At 74.0% G+C, this 17,320-nt stretch carries 14 protein-coding genes; 7 read left to right on the forward strand and 7 right to left on the reverse strand.

All coding sequences use genetic code 11. From position 1 onward, the window contains the following. The first annotated feature begins 62 nt into the window (after positions 1–62). From K330_RS19565 to K330_RS0106260, 6 genes are read left to right on the forward strand one after another with little or no spacing between them, the layout of a single operon-like run. On the forward strand, positions 63–3,119 hold the full coding sequence (locus tag K330_RS19565; RefSeq protein ID WP_022920978.1) for a DUF4040 family protein: 3,057 nt from the start codon (positions 63–65) through the stop codon (positions 3,117–3,119). Further along, entirely contained in the window at positions 3,116–3,448 is a 333-nt protein-coding gene (locus K330_RS0106240; RefSeq protein ID WP_022920979.1) for a sodium:proton antiporter, read from the forward strand. Before K330_RS19565 ends, K330_RS0106240 begins: the two co-directional genes overlap by 4 nt. Next, complete coding sequence (locus K330_RS0106245) at positions 3,445–4,959, forward strand: proton-conducting transporter transmembrane domain-containing protein (RefSeq protein WP_022920980.1); 1,515 nt, start codon at positions 3,445–3,447, stop codon at positions 4,957–4,959. Before K330_RS0106240 ends, K330_RS0106245 begins: the two co-directional genes overlap by 4 nt. Continuing rightward, positions 4,956–5,324, forward strand: coding sequence for a Na+/H+ antiporter subunit E (locus K330_RS19570; RefSeq protein ID WP_022920981.1), 369 nt, complete (start codon positions 4,956–4,958; stop codon positions 5,322–5,324). The genes K330_RS0106245 and K330_RS19570 overlap by 4 nt, the downstream gene beginning before the upstream one ends. Next, the gene (locus tag K330_RS0106255) at positions 5,324–5,581 is read left to right on the forward strand and encodes an MrpF/PhaF family protein (RefSeq protein WP_040657834.1); all 258 of its coding nucleotides are present in this window, start codon (positions 5,324–5,326) and stop codon (positions 5,579–5,581) included. Before K330_RS19570 ends, K330_RS0106255 begins: the two co-directional genes overlap by 1 nt. Next, the gene (locus K330_RS0106260; protein WP_022920983.1) at positions 5,581–5,949 is read left to right on the forward strand and encodes a cation:proton antiporter; all 369 of its coding nucleotides are present in this window, start codon (positions 5,581–5,583) and stop codon (positions 5,947–5,949) included. Before K330_RS0106255 ends, K330_RS0106260 begins: the two co-directional genes overlap by 1 nt. Positions 5,950–5,968: 19 nt before the next feature. Here K330_RS0106260 and K330_RS0106265 read toward each other — a convergent pair whose 3' ends face one another. The 7 genes from K330_RS0106265 to K330_RS22500 all read right to left on the reverse strand — a co-directional run bounded on the left by K330_RS0106265 (position 5,969) and on the right by K330_RS22500 (position 14,451). Beyond that, positions 5,969–6,538, reverse strand: coding sequence for a DUF5063 domain-containing protein (locus tag K330_RS0106265; protein WP_022920984.1), 570 nt, complete (start codon positions 6,536–6,538; stop codon positions 5,969–5,971). Between the two features lie 88 nt (positions 6,539–6,626). Next, positions 6,627–7,247 (reverse strand): recombination mediator RecR, encoded by a 621-nt coding sequence (recR, locus tag K330_RS0106270; RefSeq protein WP_022920985.1) that lies wholly within the window; start codon positions 7,245–7,247, stop codon positions 6,627–6,629. Between the two features lie 11 nt (positions 7,248–7,258). Continuing rightward, the gene (locus tag K330_RS19575; RefSeq protein ID WP_022920986.1) at positions 7,259–7,945 is read right to left on the reverse strand and encodes an HAD family hydrolase; all 687 of its coding nucleotides are present in this window, start codon (positions 7,943–7,945) and stop codon (positions 7,259–7,261) included. Continuing rightward, positions 7,942–8,616 carry a lysophospholipid acyltransferase family protein gene (locus tag K330_RS0106280; protein WP_022920987.1) on the reverse strand — a complete coding sequence of 225 codons (675 nt, stop codon included), beginning with the start codon at positions 8,614–8,616 and terminating at the stop codon, positions 7,942–7,944. The genes K330_RS19575 and K330_RS0106280 overlap by 4 nt, the downstream gene beginning before the upstream one ends. 10 nt (positions 8,617–8,626) lie before the next feature. After that, positions 8,627–10,987: a DNA polymerase III subunit gamma and tau gene (locus tag K330_RS0106285; RefSeq protein WP_022920988.1), complete on the reverse strand. Its 2,361-nt coding sequence runs from the start codon at positions 10,985–10,987 to the stop codon at positions 8,627–8,629. 25 nt (positions 10,988–11,012) lie between these two features. Continuing rightward, positions 11,013–13,298 (reverse strand): HelD family protein, encoded by a 2,286-nt coding sequence (locus tag K330_RS0106290; protein WP_022920989.1) that lies wholly within the window; start codon positions 13,296–13,298, stop codon positions 11,013–11,015. A gap of 133 nt (positions 13,299–13,431) precedes the next feature. After that, entirely contained in the window at positions 13,432–14,451 is a 1,020-nt protein-coding gene (locus tag K330_RS22500; RefSeq protein ID WP_156875710.1) for a helix-turn-helix transcriptional regulator, read from the reverse strand. Positions 14,452–14,981: 530 nt separating this feature from the next. Here K330_RS22500 and purD point away from each other — a divergent pair. Then, positions 14,982–17,309: a phosphoribosylamine--glycine ligase gene (gene purD / locus K330_RS19585; RefSeq protein ID WP_022920991.1), complete on the forward strand. Its 2,328-nt coding sequence runs from the start codon at positions 14,982–14,984 to the stop codon at positions 17,307–17,309. The last annotated feature ends 11 nt before the right edge of the window (positions 17,310–17,320 follow it).

The raw sequence follows: 17,320 nt of genomic DNA on the forward strand, positions 1-17,320 counted from the left end.
CCCATGTCCCGCCGTCGACCGTCCTGGCCGACCGCACAGGTCCGCGACGACAGGACCAGCCCGTGACGCTGGTGTGGACGCTGGGAGTCTGTCTCCTGGCCGTCGTCGCCAGCTTCCCCCTCACCCGGGCGCTCGGACGCCACGCCGGCTGGCCCCTGGCCGCGGTCTACCTCGCCGGGGTCGCCGCCTTCTGGCCGGCCGCCACGCGTGTTCTCGACGGCGAGGTCGTGACCTGGAGCGTGCCGTGGGTGCCCGAGCTCGGGCTGGAGGTGTCGCTGCGCGCCGACGGCCTCGGCCTGGTCTTCACGATGATCGCGCTGGTCATCGGCGCCGTGGTGCTGGCCTACTCCACGGCCTACCTGTCCCCGGGCCGCAACCTCAGCTTCTACCTCTTCATGGCCTTCTTCACCCTGGCCATGGTCGGCCTGGTCCTCGCCGACGACCTGATCCTGCTCTTCCTGTGCTGGGAGCTGACCTCCCTGGCCAGCTTCCTGCTCATCGCCCGCTCCGGGCACGCCGGCGAGGCCGCCTCGATGCGGACCCTGCTCGTGACTTTCCTCGGCGGCCTGACGCTGCTGGCCGCGGTCGTGGTCATGGTCGCCGCGACCGGCACCACCGGGCTGCAGGAGGCGCTGGCCCACCCCGTCTGGGACGAGCAGCCGGCGCTGACCACGGGGGTGGCGCTGCTCGTCCTGCTCTCGGCCTTCACCAAGTCGGCGCAGTTCCCCTTCCACGTGTGGCTGCCCGACGCCATGGCAGCGGCCACCCCGGTCAGCGCCTACCTGCACGCCGCCGCCGTGGTCAAGGCCGGCATCTTCCTGCTGATGCGCTTCTCGCCGGCCTTCCACGACGTGCCCGTGTGGAACGTCACGCTCATCACGGTCGGCCTGCTCACCTGCGCCCTCGGCGGCTGGTTCGCGCTGCAGAAGACCGACCTGAAGAAGCTCATGGCCTACTCCACCGTGAGCCAGCTGGGGCTCATCGTCGCCGCGATCGGCGTCGGGACCGAGTACGCCCTGGCCGCCGCCGTCCTGCACGTCATCGCCCACGCGCTGTTCAAGTCGGGGCTGTTCATGATGGTCGGCGTCGTCGACCACGCCACCGGCACCCGCGACGTGCGACGGCTGCCCGAGCTGCGCAGCGCCATGCCGCTGATGTTCTGGACGACCGTGCTGGGCGCCGCCTCGATGGCCGGGGTGCCGCCGATGCTCGGCTTCGTCTCCAAGGAGAAGGTCTTCACCGGCCTGCTCGAGACCCCCGGGCCGGCGTGGACCGGGTGGGTCGTCCTCGTCGCCGCGGCGGCGGCGTCGGTGCTCACCTTCGCCTACTGCGCCAAGATCGTCCTCCACGGCTTCGTCGACGGGCGCGGTCAGGAGCGCTGGCCCGAGGACCAGCCCCTGCACGCGACACCGCCGGCGCTGGGGGTCTTCGCCGCGCTGCCCATCCTGGTCGGTCTGCCGCTGGCCCTGGTGGTGGCCGTCCTGGACGTGCCGCTCGACCGCGCGGTCGCCGCCGCGCTGCCGCACGTGGAGCCCGAGACGCACCTGGCCCTGTGGCACGGGGTCAACGCCGAGCTCGTGGCCTCCCTGCTCATCATCGCCGTGGGCGTCGGCGTGATCGTGCGGCGCCACCGACTGCTCCCCGCGCTGGAGCGCGACACCTTCTCCCGCGACGGGGCCGGGGTCATCGCGGCGCTCGTCGCCCCCGTGGCCCGGGCGGGTATGCGGCTCGCGCTCCTGGTCCGCGCGGACAGCCCCACCCGCCACGTCGCCCCGGTCCTGGTCGTCCTGTCGGCCGTCCTGGGCGGCGGGTCGCTCGGGCTGCTGCTGACCGGGCGGCTGGCCGATCAGCACCCCGGGCTCGACCGCTGGAGCGACGGCGTCGCCTTCGTGGTCATCCTCCTGGGCGCGGCGGGAGTGGCCATCTCGCAGTCCCGCCTGGCCGCCACCGTGAGCCTCTCGGCGGTCGGCGTCGGCATCACCGTGCAGATCTTCGCGCTCGGCGGCCCCGACGTCGGCCTGACCCAGCTGCTGGTCGAGGCCCTGACGATCCTCATGATCATGCTGGTGCTGCAGAAGCTGCCGCTGCGCTTCGGACGGTCACCCCGGCTCGGCCAGCGCGCCGCCCTCACCCTGGCCGTCGTCACCGGGCTCTCCGCCGGCCTGGGAGCCTTCGCGCTGACCGGCCGCCGGGAACGCTCCGACATCGCCGACTACTACCTGACTCAGGGACCGGAGATCACGCACGGCTACAACGTGGTCAACACCATCCTCGTGGAGTTCCGGGCCCTGGACACCCTCGGGGAGCTGACGGTGCTGGGCATGGCCGGCGTCGCGATGGTCGCGATCCTGTCCACCGTGCGCGACCGCTTCCTCGACCCACCCGCCGAGCACGACCCCAGCCACCTGCCCCAGCCGGACATCGCCCTGCGCGAGCCGGGCAGTGCCGCCCACCGGGCGATCCACCAGGCGTGGGGCAACGCCGTGCCGATGCAGCTGCTGGTCCGGCTCACGGCACCGCTGCTGCTGGTCATCTCGCTCATCCTCTTCTGGCGTGGCCACAACTCCCCCGGTGGCGGCTTCATCGCCGCGCTGGTGGGCTCCACGGTCGTGGCGCTGGTCTACCTCTCCTCCGCCCGGGACCAGGCGGTCGGCCCGGCCCGGCTCCCGGTGCTGCTCATCGGGGGCGGCGTGGCGGTCGCCATCCTCACCGGGCTGTGGGGCCTGGTCGCCGAGGGGTCGTTCCTGGCGCCGATCAGCGGCGACGTCGGACCGCTCTACCTCACCAGCGCCCTGCTCTTCGACCTCGGTGTCTATGCCGCGGTCCTCGGCCTGGTCATGGAGGCCTTCAACCTGCTGGGGGCCACGGGCGGGCGGGAGCGGACCCGCGAGCGTGCCGACGAGTCGGTCGAGGGTGAGCTGACCGGCCCGATGGACAGCGCGCGCGGGGAGACCCCGGCCGAGCTGGCCGACCGGGACACGGCGCTCGCCCGCGCCCACGCCGCCGGCGTCCCCGAGGGCCCCGACCCGCAGCACAAGGGCCGGGTCGGGCGGCGCACCACCTACCTGGCCCACGGGACACCGCCGGGCAACGTCGCGGACCCGGAGGAGGACCGATGATCATCGCCGCGTCCGTCGCCGTGCTCGTCACCGGCGGCGTCTACCTGCTGCTGCAGCGCAGCATGGTCCGGGTCATCTTCGGCCTGGCGCTGCTCAGCCACGCCGCCAACCTCATCCTGCTCCTGGCCGGGGTCAGCGCCTGGCGCGGTGAGCCGCTGCCGGACCGGGTGGACCCCGCGGTGGCCACCGACCCGCTGCCCCACGCCTTCGTGCTGACCGCGATCGTCATCGCCTTCGCCGTGACCGTGCTCATGCTGGGGATGGCCGTCATCGGGCACAACGACGACACCAAGCGCATGCCGGCCACGGGCGAGGAGCGGGCGACGTGACGGCCTCCCTGCTCCCGCTCCTGCTGGCCGTGCCGCTCCTGGCCGCAGGACTGCTCGTCGTCGCCCGCCACCGGGTCGTCCAACGAGTGCTGCTCCTGGCCGTGCCGGCAGCGTCCCTGGCCTTCGCCGTCGTCCTCCTGCAGCTGCACCGTGACGAGCCGGTGCTGGCCCACCAGGTCGGGGCGTTCGCCCCCGGCGTGGCCATCCCGTTCGTCTCCGACACCCTCTCGGCGCTGATGATCGCCGTCACGTCACTGGCCACCCTCGGCGCGATCTGGTTCCTGTCCGTCACCGGGGAGGACCGCTACCGCTTCGTCCCTCCGCTGGTCCTCATGCTGCACGGCGGCGTCAACGGCGCCTTCCTCACCGGCGACCTCTTCAACCTCTTCGTCATGGTCGAGGTCATGCTGCTGCCCTCCTACGCCCTCATCGCGGTGACGGGCACCTGGCGGCGCCTGGGGATCGGGCGCACCTTCGTCGTGGTCAACCTGCTCACCAGCGCCATCCTGCTCACCGGGGTGGGCCTGGTGTACGCCGTCGCCGGCTCGGTCAACCTCGCGGTGCTCTCCGACGCCGCCTCCGAGCAGCCCGAGCTCGCGCTCGCCACCGCCGTCGTGCTGCTCGCCCTGTCCGTCAAGGGCGCGGTCGTGCCGGTGCACGGGTGGCTGCCCCAGACCTACCCCGCCACCTCCGCAGGGGTGATGGCCCTCTTCTCGGCGCTGCACACCAAGGTGGCGCTCTACGCCGTCTACCGCGTCTACTCGACCCTCTTCGACGGCCCCGCCCCCTGGGCCCCGGTGCTGGTCCTGCTCGTCGTCGCCACGCTGGCCGTCGGGGCGTGGAGCACCTTCGGCGAGCACGTCATGCGCCGCGCCCTCGCCTGGCAGATGGTCGCCGGCGTCGGGCACATCCTGGTCGGGGTGGCGCTGTTCACCGTCGCGTCGCTGGGCGCCGGCCTCTTCTACATGGTCCACCACATCGTCACCATGAGCGCCCTGCTGCTGCTCGCCGGCGCGATCGAGCAGGTCTACGGCACCGGTCGCTACGAGCGGCTCTCCGGGCTCATGCAGCGCGACCGCGCGGTCGCGGTCCTCATGGCCCTGGGGCTGTTCTCCCTCATCGGCATCCCCGCCTCCTCCGGGTTCGTCGGCAAGGTCGCCGTGGTCAGCTCGGCCGCGGGTGCCGCCTCCTGGCAGGGCTGGCTGCTCCTGACCATGGTGCTGCTCGCCTCGGTCGCGAGCCTGCTGGCGATGCAGCGGCTGTGGGTCGGGGTGTTCTGGGGCCCGCCGCTCGCGGCCTACCGCCCCGACAGCCCCGAGACCGGCCGCGCCAGGCTCACCACGGTCCCGGAGGACGTCCGCATCCCCGTCCGGCTCTGGGCGCCCGGTGCCACCCTCGTCGGGGTGCAGCTGCTGATGTTCCTGGGCGCCGGCCCGCTGATGGCGATCACCGCGCGGGCGGCCCAGGGCCTGGTCGACACGGCGCCCTACGTCGAGGCGGTGCTGCCATGATCAACCCGCTGCGCATGGTGAGCTACAGCGCCTGGCTCGGGGTCCAGATCGTCAAGGGTGCGCTGGACGTCGCCCGGGACGCGCTGCTTCCCGGCGTCGACATGCAGCCGGCGATCCTGGAGCTGCCCCTGCGGTGCACCACGGACCTGGAGGTCAGCCTGATGGCCTCCTCGATCACCATCACCCCCGGCACCATCACCGTCGGCATCGCCAGTGCGGCCGGTGCCGCCCCGCCCACGCTCTACGTGCACGCGATCTACGCCGAGGACCCGGAGGCCGTCCGGGCCGACCTGCGCATCATGGAGGACCACGTGCTCACGATGACCAGAGGCTCTGCATGGGCCCGGGAACGGAGCGCGTCGTGATGGTCGTCGTCGCCGGCACCGTCGGCATCCTGCTGGTCGCCGCCGTGCTCGGCCTGGTCAGGCTCTACACCGCGCCGGACGACGCGTCGGTGGCCGCGGTCAGCGACCTGCTCTACTTCTGCGCCGTCGGCATCGTCGTCATGGGCGCGCTCGCGGTCGGCTCCTCGATCGTCTTCGACGTCGCCTCGATCGCCGCACTCATCGGCATCCTGGCCACGATCGCCCTGTCCCGGATCCTGACCAGAGGGAGACGCTGATGGTCGTCACCGTGGTCGTCGGGGTCCTGTGCCTGACCGGTGCGCTCTTCGTGCTCGTCAGCGCCGTCGCCATGATGAAGGCCCGCGACGGCCTGTCTCGGATCAACGTGCTGTCCGCCGCGACCGGTCTTGGTCTGCCGCTCATCGTGGTCGGAGCGCTCGTGCACGACGTGCGCACCAACGGCTTCGACTGGGTCGACCTGGTCAAGGCGGCCGTGGCGGTGCTGGGCTTCATCATCATGTCGTCGGTCGCGTCCAACAACCTGGGCCGGGCGGCCTACCGCTCCGGTGCCGCCGTGGACCCCGCGACCACCCCCAACGAGCTGGCCGAGGCGCCGGAGCAGCGCGGAGGGTCCTCCCGCTCCTGAGGGGCGGCCGGCTGCGGGGTCAGACCTGGTGGAGGGCGGCCATCTCGGCCTCCATGACCTGCTCGTCGTCGGCGTCCAGGCGCACGTGCGACAGCAGCGCCAGCAGGACCCGGAGGGCCGCTGCCGCGCGCTCCCCCCAGGACGACACGTAGCTGAACTGCCACCACCACATCGCCTCGGTGGGACGACCCGCCTCGAAGTGGGCGCGTCCGTGCTCCAGGTCCGAGGCGATCGCCACCAGGTCGGCGGACAGCGACCCGCTGACGACCTCGCCGGAGAGCACCGGGTCCTCCAGGTCGCAGTAGGTGTCGACGCCGCCCAGCAGGGCGTGCAGGCGCGCGCGCACCTCCTCGAGGTCGGGGTCCGGACCCGCGTCGGGCTCGAACCGCTCCTCGGGCACGACGTCCACGAGGGCGCCGATGCGCGCCCCGGCGCCGCAGAGCTGACCCACGGCCAGCAGCAGCACGGGGAGGGCCGTCTCGGGTGCCTCGCCCGAGGCCACCTTGTGCAGGACCGCGAAGTAGGCGGTCACCTCGGCGTGCATCTGCTCCGCCAGCACGTCCCAGCCGTCCTCCGCCGTCTCGCTCATGCCTCCACAGTAGGGGCAAACCGGCGCCGACGGTGGGTCCTGCGGACCTGAGTCACGCCGGCCGAGGACCGCCAGCCCGGGCTCGGCGTCAGCCTGACGACGGGGTGCCGCCCGAGAGCACGCGGCGGCCCTCGAAGGCCCGCCCGAGGGTCACCTCGTCGGCATACTCCAGGTCCCCGCCCACGGGCAGGCCCGAGGCGAGGCGGCTGACCCGCACCCCGTCGAAGGCGGCGAGCATGCGCGCCAGGTAGGTCGCGGTGGCCTCCCCCTCGAGGTTGGGGTCCGTGGCGATGATGACCTCGCTCACCTGCCCGTCCGCGAGCCGGGTGACGAGCTCGCGGACCCGCAGGTCGTCCGGGCCGACCCCGCCGATGGGGTTGATGGCCCCGCCGAGCACGTGGTAGCGGCCCCGGAACTCCCGGGTCCGCTCGATGGCCGCGACGTCCTGGCTCTGCTCCACGACGCAGATCAGCGAGGCGTCGCGCCGCGGGTCCAGGCAGATGCGGCACTGCTCCGCCTCGGCCACGTTGCCGCACACGTCGCAGAAGCGGACCTTCTCCCGGATCTGGATGAGCGCGTCGGACAGGCGGGTGATCTCCTCGGGATCGGCGGTCAGCAGGTGGAAGGCGATCCGCTGCGCACCCTTGGGCCCGACGCCGGGCAGCCGGCCGAGCTCGTCGATCAGGTCCTGGACCACACCCTCGTACACAAGGGAGGACTCTATGTCGTCGGGCTGGGTCCTCCGGCACGGCGGCCTCTCGGCGCGCCCGGCAGCAGCACGTCTCTGAGCTGGGCGACGTCGTCGACCACGTGGTCGGCGCGCTGCAGCACGTCCCGGGTGCCGGCACCCCAGGTGACGGCGACCGACCCCATGCCGGCGGCCCGGGCGGCCAGCACGTCGACGAGCGCGTCCCCGACGTAGACGCTGGCCGCGGGGTCCACCGCCAGGCGCCGGGCGCCCTCGAGGAGCGGGGCGGGGTCGGGCTTGTGGGCCGTGGTGTCCTCCAGGCCCACGACGTGCTCGACCTCTGGAAGCCCGGTCACTCGCATGCCCCGGCGAACCGTGACGTGGCTCTTGGAGGACACGACCGCCACGGGTATGCCGTGCGCGTGCAGGTCGGCGAGCAGCTCGGCAGCCCCGTGGACCCGTCGGATGAGGGTGTCGTGGTGGGTCAGGTTGTGCTCGCGGTAGCGCCGCACCAGCTCCTCCCCGCGCCCAGGGTGCCGTTCCTCCAGCACGTCGTGCAGGATGCGGCCGATCCACCCCCGGATCTCGTGCTCCTCGAGGTCGCCGTCCGTCTCGGCCAGCGTGTGACGGAAGGACTCCACGATGAGCGGCACGGTGTCGGCGAGGGTGCCGTCGAAGTCGAAGAGCACGGCCGCCCAGGGCCGTTCGCGGCCGCTCACCCCGGCAGGTCCGGCTGGCGCTGGTTGTACTCGTCGGCCCACTCCTGGCCCGACATCGCCAGGATCGCGGCCATCACCTCGTCGGTGAGCTCGCGGCGGGCACGCCCCTGGGGCACCCCGTCGAAACGGCCGGTGACCTCGATCGGCCGGCCGAACTCCACCCGCACCTTGGCACGCCGGGGAAGCCGGGAGCCCACGGGCTGGATCTGGTCGGTGCCCGTGAGCGCGACGGGCACGACGGGGCACCCGGACTGCAGCGCGAGCCACGCCACCCCGGTGCGGCCGCGGTAGAGGCGGCCGTCGCGTGACCGGGTCCCCTCGGGGTAGATGCCGAAGGCTCCGCCGCCCTGGATGTGGGTGAGCGCGAGGTCGAGGGAGGCCTGGGCGGCCCGGGGGTCGTCGCGGTTGACGGGGATCGACCCGACCCCGGTGAACCACTCACGGCTGACCCACCCCCGGACCCCGGTGCCGGTGAAGTACTCGGCCTTCGCGAGGAAGGCGACCTGGCGGGGGGCCGTCAGCGGGATGACGACGCTGTCGACGAAGGAGAGGTGGTTGCTGGCCAGGATGACCCCGCCGGTCATCGGCACGTTCTCGGTGCCGACGACCTGGGGTCGCCAGATCGCGGTCGCCAGGGGCGTGACGACCGGGTGCAGCACCTCGTAGAGCATGGCCCTCCTCTCAGGCGACGGGGTCGTCGTTGATGGCGATGACGGTACCGCCCAGCACGCTCTCGATCACAGGCTGCCCCACGACCTTGGACGAGGCGAGGTCCTCGTCGTCCTCGCTGGGGGCGTCACCGTCACCCGGCCCGACCTGGCCGCCAAGGGCAGTCTCCGGGGCCGCGGGGCCGCCGGGCGGCGCGACCGCGGGCGCGGCCGCGGCGCGGGAGCGCACCCGGGCCGCGGGTGTCTCCGTGGTGGCCTCACCCGGTCCGGGGGCGGCCCAGGCAGGGGCGGAGGTCGTGCGCGCCTGCTGCGCCCAGTCGGGGCCGGCCGCGGTGGTGGTCGAGGCACCCGCGCCCAGCTGGTCGGCGACCGTGGGCCCGGGCCCCGGGGCGTTGCCCTGCGACGCGTGGCCCTGCCTCGTCGCTGGCTCGTCACCGGCCGGGCCCTGGGCGGGCCGGCCGGGCGGCTGCGGCGCGGTGCGGACGGGGGCACCGGCGGCGGCACCGTTGGGGTTGGCCCGCGTCCGGATGCGCACGCCCGGCGGCGGGCCTGCCGGGGGCGCGTCGGAGCCCGTCGCCGGGCCGGCGGGTGGTGCCCCGCCCTGCTGCTGCGGGGACGTGGGGGCAGGTGTCGGCTGTCCCGACGGTGGCGGGCCGGACGGAGGCGGGCCCGACGGAGGCGGGCCGGACGGAGGCGGGCCGGACGGAGGCGGGCCGGACGGAGCAGAGGCATCGTCCGGTCCGCCGCCCGGCCCGGTGACGACGGCCTCGACCTGGGTGTCGAGCGCGATCGCCTCGATGAGGGCCTGCCGCAGGGCCTCCTGGTGCTGGGTGCCGATGAAGTGCCGGATCCAGTTCTCGTCGGGCATGCCGAGCAGCACGCGCCGACCGTCGTAGTCGAGCAGCACCGCCATCTGCAGCCCGCTCCACGTGCGTCGGCTGATGAGCCGGACACGCTCGAGGACGTCAGGCCACTGCCGACGCAGCGCCGCGGTGTCGAGGGCGCCGGGGGCGGACGGGGACGGCTGCTCCGGTGCAGGAGGGGGCTGGGCGCGCTCGGGAGCGGGCTGGGCACGCTCGGGATCACTCCGGTCCGGCCCGGGGACGTGCCGGCTCTCGTCCGGTGCGTCCGCCGGGGCTGCCGGCCGGGGCTCCTGCGGCGGCGTGACCGCGGGGCCGGCCGACGACGACCCCGTCGCGGCACCGTCGGAGGCGGTCAGGCGCCGCTCGATCCGGTCCAGGCGTGCGCCATACCCCTCCTCGCCCTCCGCGGCCGGCAGCAGGAGGCGGGCGACGAGCAGCTCGAGCATGAGCCGGAAGGAGACGGCCCCGGTCATCTCGGACAGTCCGCGGCTGATGATGTCGGCCGCGCGCGACAGCACCTCCGGGCCCTGCACGGACGCCTGGTGGCGCATGCGCTCGATCTGGTCCGCCGGGAGGCCGGGCAGCAGCCCCGCGGCCGCGGCCGCGTCACCGACCGCGGACAGCACGATGAGGTCGCGGTAGCGCTCGAGCAGGTCCTCGACGAACCGTCGGGGGTCGTGCCCCGACTCCATCACCTTGTCGACCTGGCCGAAGACGGTCGCGGCGTCGCCCGCGGCCACGGCGTCGACCACCGCGTCGAGCAGCTCGACGTCGGTGAAGCCGAGCAGCGCCGCGGTGCGCTCGTAGGTCAGCCCCTGCTCGCCTGCCCCGGAGATGAGCTGGTCGAGGACCGACAGCGAGTCGCGCACCGAGCCGCCGCCGGCGCGCGTGACGAACGAGAGCACCCCCGGCTCGAGCGCGACGTCCTCCTGCTCGCAGAGCTGCTCCAGGTAGGTCGTGAGCCGCTGCGGCGGGACGAGGTGGAAGGGGTAGTGGTGGGTGCGGGAGCGGATGGTCGCCAGGACCTTCTCCGGCTCGGTCGTGGCGAAGATGAACTTCACGTGAGGCGGTGGCTCCTCGACGACCTTGAGGAGGGCGTTGAAGCCGTTGGGCGTCACCATGTGCGCCTCGTCGATGATGTAGACCTTGTAGCGGGACTGGGCCGGCCCGAAGGCCGCCCGCTCGCGCAGGTCGCGGGCGTCGTCGACGCCACCGTGGCTGGCCGCGTCGATCTCGATCACGTCGACGGACCCGGCGCCGTCCCGGGCGAGCGCGACGCACGACTGGCAGGCGCCGCACGGGTCGGGGGTGGGGCCCTGCTCGCAGTTGAGGCAGCGGGCCAGGATCCGGGCGCTGGTGGTCTTGCCGCAGCCGCGCGGGCCCGAGAACAGGTAGGCGTGGTTGACCCGCCCGGAGCGCAGCGCCTGCATGAGCGGCTCAGTGACGTGCTCCTGCCCGATGACGTCGGCGAAGGACTCGGGCCGGTATCGGCGGTACAGCGCGGTGCTCACGGGTCGACCCTAGTCGCCGGCACCGTCACCCCTGACCACCGTCCACAGGCCGCAGCACCGTCATCCGGTGCGCGGCACGGGTGAGCACCACGTAGAGCGCCCGCACCCCGCCGGCCGACTCCGCGACGATGGCGTCGGGGTCGACGACCAGGGTCGCGTCGTACTCCAGGCCCTTGGTGGACAGCGGGTCGATGACCAGCACCCGGTCGGCCACGTCCGCCAGTCCGTCGAGCCGGGCACGCCATACCTCGGGGGTGATGACCGCCACCGAGCCGTCGACCTGCTCCAGCAGGTCGGCCAGCGCGGTCCGCGCGTCCTCGACGAGCCGCTCCGGCGGGGCCGTGAGCTCGACCGGGTGGTGCCCGGTCTCGCGCACCGCGGCGGGGATGTCGGCGTCGGGGACGTGCTCGCGGATGACCCGTGCCGCGTGGTCGAAGATCTCGCGGGCGTTGCGGTAGTTGGTGTCCATGTGGAAGCTGCGTCGCACGTTGCTGCCGAAGGCCTCCTCGCGGGCCCGGGACGACTCGTCCAGGTCCGACCACGACGCCTGGGCCAGGTCGCCGACGACGGTCCAGGACGCCCAGCGCCCGCGCCGCCCGAGCATGCGCCACTGCATGGGCGAGAGGTCCTGCGCCTCGTCGACCAGCACGTGGGCGTACTCGTCGGCGGAGCCGATGCGGCCGGCCAGCAGCCGCGTGCGCGGGTCGCGGGAGACGCGCTCGGAGGCCGTGGGGTCGGAGGCCACCACCACCGGCCGGCCGTCCTCGTCGGTCGGGGCGAGGGGCCGGGCCGACCCGGCGGCCCCGTCCCCACCGACCCGCAGGGCCGCGACACCGTACTGGGAGGCGTCGTCGAGCTCCTCGATCTCGAAGAACCCCCGCTCCTCGCTCGGCAGGTCGACGACCGGGCCGAGCCGGGCGTGCAGGTCGTCGACCAGCGCGACGTCGGCGACCGTCCACTCCCCGTCGGTCAGCGCGCGGCGGTATGACGCAGCCAGGAGCTGCCCCTCCTCGTCGGACACGACACCCAGGCGCCGCACCAGGTCCTGGTCGGCGAGCCAGAGCAGGACCTCGCGGGGGTCGACCGGCCGCCACCACTCCCGCGCGAAGGCCTCGACCTCGCTGGAGTCGACGAAGCGGTCGACGAACTCGGCGCGCTCGCCCTGCTGCACCTGCTCCCACGCCAGTCCGGCAAGCGTCTCGACCGCCGCGTCGAAGGAGGTGTTGCGGTGGTGGTGCCGCAGCACCTGGGACCGGGCCCTGCGCAGGTGCGCCTCGGTCAGGCGGATCGCGTGGCCACCCACGAACACGCGCAGCTGCGTCGGGGCGTCCGGTGCGGGCTCCCGCGAGAGGCGGGCGAGGAGCTGACGGACCCGCAGAGACCCCTTGACCGCGGCCGTGGCGGGCGGGTCCAGACGGGTCGCCGTCATGCCGCCGACGACGTCGCCGAGGCTGCGCAGGACCACGCTCTCCTCGCCCAGCGAGGGCAGGACGCGCTCGATGTATGCGGTGTAGGCCGCGGACGGGCCCACGACCAGCACGCCGCCGCCCTCGAAGCGGCGCCGGTCGGAGTAGAGCAGGTAGGCCGCGCGGTGCAGCGCGACCACGGTCTTGCCGGTGCCCGGGCCGCCGGTGATCTCGGTGACGCCGCGGGCGGGCGCGCGGATGGCCTCGTCCTGGTGCTGCTGGATGGTCGCGACGATGTCGCGCATGCGGGCGCCGCGGCTGCGGGTGAGCGCGGCCATGAGGGCGCCGTCGCCCACCACGACGATGTCCTCGGGCGGGTCGGCGACCATGAGGTCGTCCTCGACACCGACGACCTCCTCGCCGCGGCAGCGCAGCACCCGGCGCCGCAGCACCCCCTGGGGGTCGACGGGCGTGGCCCGGTAGAACGGGGCGGCCGCCGGCGCCCGCCAGTCCACGACGAGCGGCTCGTAGTCGTCGTCGCGCACCCCGAGGCGGCCGACGTAGCGCACCTCCCGCGTGTCGTGGCCGGAGGCGCCGTCACCACCTGCCCGGCCGGCGTGCTCCAGGTCGAGACGGCCGAAGACCAGCCCCTCGTGCTGGTGCTCGAGGGAGGCGCGCCGCTTGCTGGCCGAGTAGACGAGCGCGTCGCGCTCGAAGAGCCCGGCCAGCTCCTCCTCGCGGGGGTCCCCGGTCCCCCGACGGTCGGTCTGGCCGCGGGCCATGCCCTCGGCATGCACCAGCTCGGCCCGTTGCGCCGCCTTGGCGAGCTCGGCGTAGACACGGTCCACGTGCTCCTGCTCGGCCGCGATCTCGGCGGCGACGAGGTCGTTGGTCGTGGTGCTCACTCGCCCACCCTTCGTCCGGCGTCCTGCGCCCGGCGCGGTCCTCCACCACCCCTGGCAAAGGACACACTCTATCTGCTGCGCCGGAGGGCGCCGTCGTCCCTGCGCACGCCCGCGCACCGACCGTCGCAGGCCCTCAGATCCAGTCGCGCCTGGCCGCCTGGACCCCGGCCTGGAAGCGGGTCGCCGCCCCCAGCCGGTCCATGAGGTACCGCACCCGGCGCTCGACGGTGCGCACGGAGACCGCCATCAGCCGCGCGATGACCTGGTCGCTGGCGCCCGTGGTGAGCAGCGCCAGGATGCGCTGGTCGCGCTCGGCCAGCGGGAGCCGGTCGGGGGTACGGGGCGCCTCGAGCAGACCGGGCCAGTAGGGGGTCGCCAGCGCCCAGATCGCCTCGAACAGCCGGGTGATCGCCCGGACGGGCGGCGCCAGCCGCACCTCGAAGGAACCGCCGTCCCGGTCGAAGGTGGTGAGGTCCACGACCGCGGTGACCGAGTCGACGACGACGAGGGAGAAGGGCACGCCGTGCCCGAAGACCACCGGGTGCCCGTCGGCGCGCAGCTGGTCGACGAACGCCATCGCGGCCGGGTCGTCGAGCAACGAGGTGTCCAGCGCCAGGCGCCGCTCGACCCCGTCCCGGACCGCCAGCCGTCCCGGGTCCGCGACCGCCTCGGCCAGCAGCTGTCGCCCGGCCGGGGACCCGTCGACGGCCCACCACACCCGCAGCGTCGCCGAGCGGTGGACGGAGGCGATCCGGTAGGCGACCGCCTCGGTCCCGTCGATGACGTCGAGGTCGCTGGCCGCCAGCGTGGGCCTCTCCCCGACCGCCCGGCGCCACAGCGCGTCGACCTCGCCGGCCGTCATGCGCGTCGTCTGCATGCGCCGCTCCACCGCCTCCGCGTAGCGGGGGAGGGCGTCCCGCGGCGGCACGACCTCCCAGGCGTCCGGGTCGTCGGTGCTGGCGAGCAGGCCGCGGGCCACCAGCTCCTCGGTCGCGACCGTCACCGCCTCGTCGTCCATGTCCCCGTGGACCAGCCCCGCGCGGGTGGGCGTGCCCAGGCGGATCGCCGCGATGTAGGCCGCCGAGATGAAGTCCTCGTAGGCCTCCCCGTGCGTGTTGAGCCGGGTCTCACGCCACCCTCTGCGCCTCGTCACGATGCCCAGCATGGCGGATTCCCGTCATTGTCGCGATCCCGTCAAGGCCCGGCGTGACATCGGCGAGGCGGTGTGCCACTCTTGGTGGTACCGGCTTCGGTCGGTGCAGGGATTGTGCGAGTCGCCGGGCATGCCCCCCATCAGCCTGGCAGACCCTGCCCTGCGCGTGGCCCTCCTGGGAGTTACCCCCCTGCCTTCCAGGAGGGCCACTCTTATGCCCCCGCGCGCCCCTCACGACCGACGACGTCGTGTGCACGCCACAACCTTCACCGACGACGTCGTGTGCACGCGATCCTGGTGACCGAGGACGTCGTGCGGACACCGAGCGCCCAGGCCCCGTCGGCCAGCGCGTGACGAACGAGCACATCACGTCCCCGGTCGCGTGAAGGGCGTGCGCACCACGTCCCCGGTCGCGTGAGGGGCGTGCGCACCACGTCCCCGGTCGCGTGAGGGGCGTGCGCACCACGTCCTCGGTGGGGTCGTGCGCCCGGAGCCAGGCCGCTCAGCGCACGCCGGTAGGCTCGACCGGCGTGAAGGTCCTTCTCCTCGGCTCCGGAGCACGTGAGCACGCCCTGGCCCGTTCGCTCGTGGCCGACCCCGACGTCGAGGAGCTGACCGCGCTGCCGGGCAACCCCGGGATCGCGGCCGTGGCCCGGTGCCTGTCCGGCGACCCCTCCGTCCCCGCCGACGTCGTGCACCTCGCGCAGGAGCTGGCGGTGGACCTCGTCGTGGTCGGCCCGGAGGCCCCGCTCGTCGCGGGTGTCGCCGACGCCCTCGCCGCCGCAGGGATCGCCTGCTTCGGGCCCACCGCCGCCGCGGCCCGGCTCGAGGGCAGCAAGGCCTTCGCCAAGGAGGTGATGGCCGCCGTCGGCGTGCCCACCGCCGCCGCGCACGTCTGCACGACCCTCGAGGAGGCCGCCGCCGCGCTGGACGCGACCGGTGCGCCCTACGTCGTCAAGGAGGACGGTCTGGCCGCGGGCAAGGGCGTCGTCGTGACCTCCGACCGGGACGCGGCGCTGGAGCACGCCTCCGCGTGCGTCGGCCGGGAGGGGGGCCGGGTCGTGGTCGAGGACTACCTGGACGGCCCCGAGGTCTCCCTCTTCTGCATCGCCGACGGTCGCACCGTCGTCCCGCTGGCCCCCGCCCAGGACTTCAAACGGGTCGGGGACGGTGACGCCGGGCCCAACACGGGGGGAATGGGCGCCTACACGCCGCTGCTCTGGGCGCCCGAGGGCCTCGTGGACGAGGTCGTGCGCACGGTGGCCCAGCCGACGATCGACGAGATGGCGCGTCGGGGCACCCCTTTCACCGGAGTCCTCTACGTCGGGCTCGCCCTCTGCGCCGACGGGCCGAGGGTCGTGGAGTTCAACGCCCGTTTCGGGGACCCTGAGACGCAGTCGGTCCTCGCGCGGCTGGAGACCCCGCTCGCGGGAGTCCTGCTGGCGGCCGCCCAGGGGCGTCTCGCCGAGCTCCCACCGCTCCGGTGGTCGCCGCAGGCCAGCGTGACCGTCGTGCTGGCGGCTGACGGCTACCCAGCCGCTCCGCGCACCGGAGACCCGGTCACCGGCCTCGAGGAGGCTGCCTCGGTCGGGGGCGTGCATGTCCTCCACGCAGGCACGCGTCTCCGGGAGGACGGCACGCTGGTCTCCTCCGGGGGGCGGGTGCTCAGCGTGGTCGCCCTGGGCGAGGACCTGGCGCAGGCCCGCGCCCGCGCCTACGCCGCCGTGCACCGCATACACCTCGACGGGTCCCACTTCCGCGGCGACATCGCGCGGGCCGCGGAGCAGGGCGACGTCACCGTGCCCGGCGCCACCACACCCGACGTCCGTTCCCCCTCGGAGGTACCCGTGGACCTGCCCGGGCACGAGCTGCTCTACACCGGCAAGGTCCGCGGCCTCTACGCCCCGCTGGACCCCGCCACCGGTGAGCGCGACGACTCACGGCTGCTGCTGGTGGCCTCCGACCGCATCAGCGCCTACGACCACATCCTCGACACCCCCATCCCCGACAAGGGCACCGTGCTGACCCAGCTGTCGCTGTGGTGGTTCGACCAGCTCTCCGGCGTGGTCGACGCGCCGCACCACGTCGTGTCCGCCGACGTGCCGGCGGCGGTCGCCGGCCGCGGGGTCTACGTGCGCAGGCTGCGGATGCTGCCGGTGGAGTGCGTCGCCCGCGCCTTCCTCACGGGCGGGGGCCTCGCGGAGTATGCCGCGACCGGCGCCGTCTCCGGCGTGCGCCTGCCCGAGGGGCTCGCCGACGGATCCCGGCTGCCGCAGCCCGTCTTCACGCCCAGCACCAAGGCCCCCGTCGGGGAGCACGACCAGCCGATCTCCTACGAGGACGTCGAGCAGCTCGTGGGGCCCGGGCTCGCAGCGAGGCTCCGCGACCTGACCGTGACGATCCTGCGGCACGGCAACGAGATCGCCGGCCGGCGCGGCATCCTCATCGCGGACACGAAGGTGGAGTTCGGCGTTGACCCGCACCAGCTGGCCGACGCGCTGGGGATCTCGGCCGAGGCGGCCATGGACGGCCCCGTCGACTGGGCCGCCGTGGACCCCGACGTCGTCGACGTGGTGCTGGCGGACGAGGTCCTCACCCCCGACTCCTCCCGCTTCTGGCGCGCGAGCGAGTGGGCACCCGGCCAGCCCCAGACGTCCTACGACAAGCAGGTCCTGCGGGACTGGCTCACCTCGCCCGCCAGCGGGTGGGACCGGTCCTCCGACGCGCCGCCGCCCCCGCTGCCGGAGGAGGTCGTGCAGCTGACGCGCGCCCGCTACGTCGAGGCCTACGAGAACCTCACCGGCCGGCCGTTCACCGGTGCGGCGACGACCCCCAACGACTCCGTCCCCACCGCCTAGGAGCCGCCGCG

The sequence above is a fragment of the Ornithinimicrobium pekingense DSM 21552 genome (genome assembly GCF_000421185.1).
GTDB classification, from domain to species: domain Bacteria; phylum Actinomycetota; class Actinomycetes; order Actinomycetales; family Dermatophilaceae; genus Ornithinicoccus; species Ornithinicoccus pekingensis.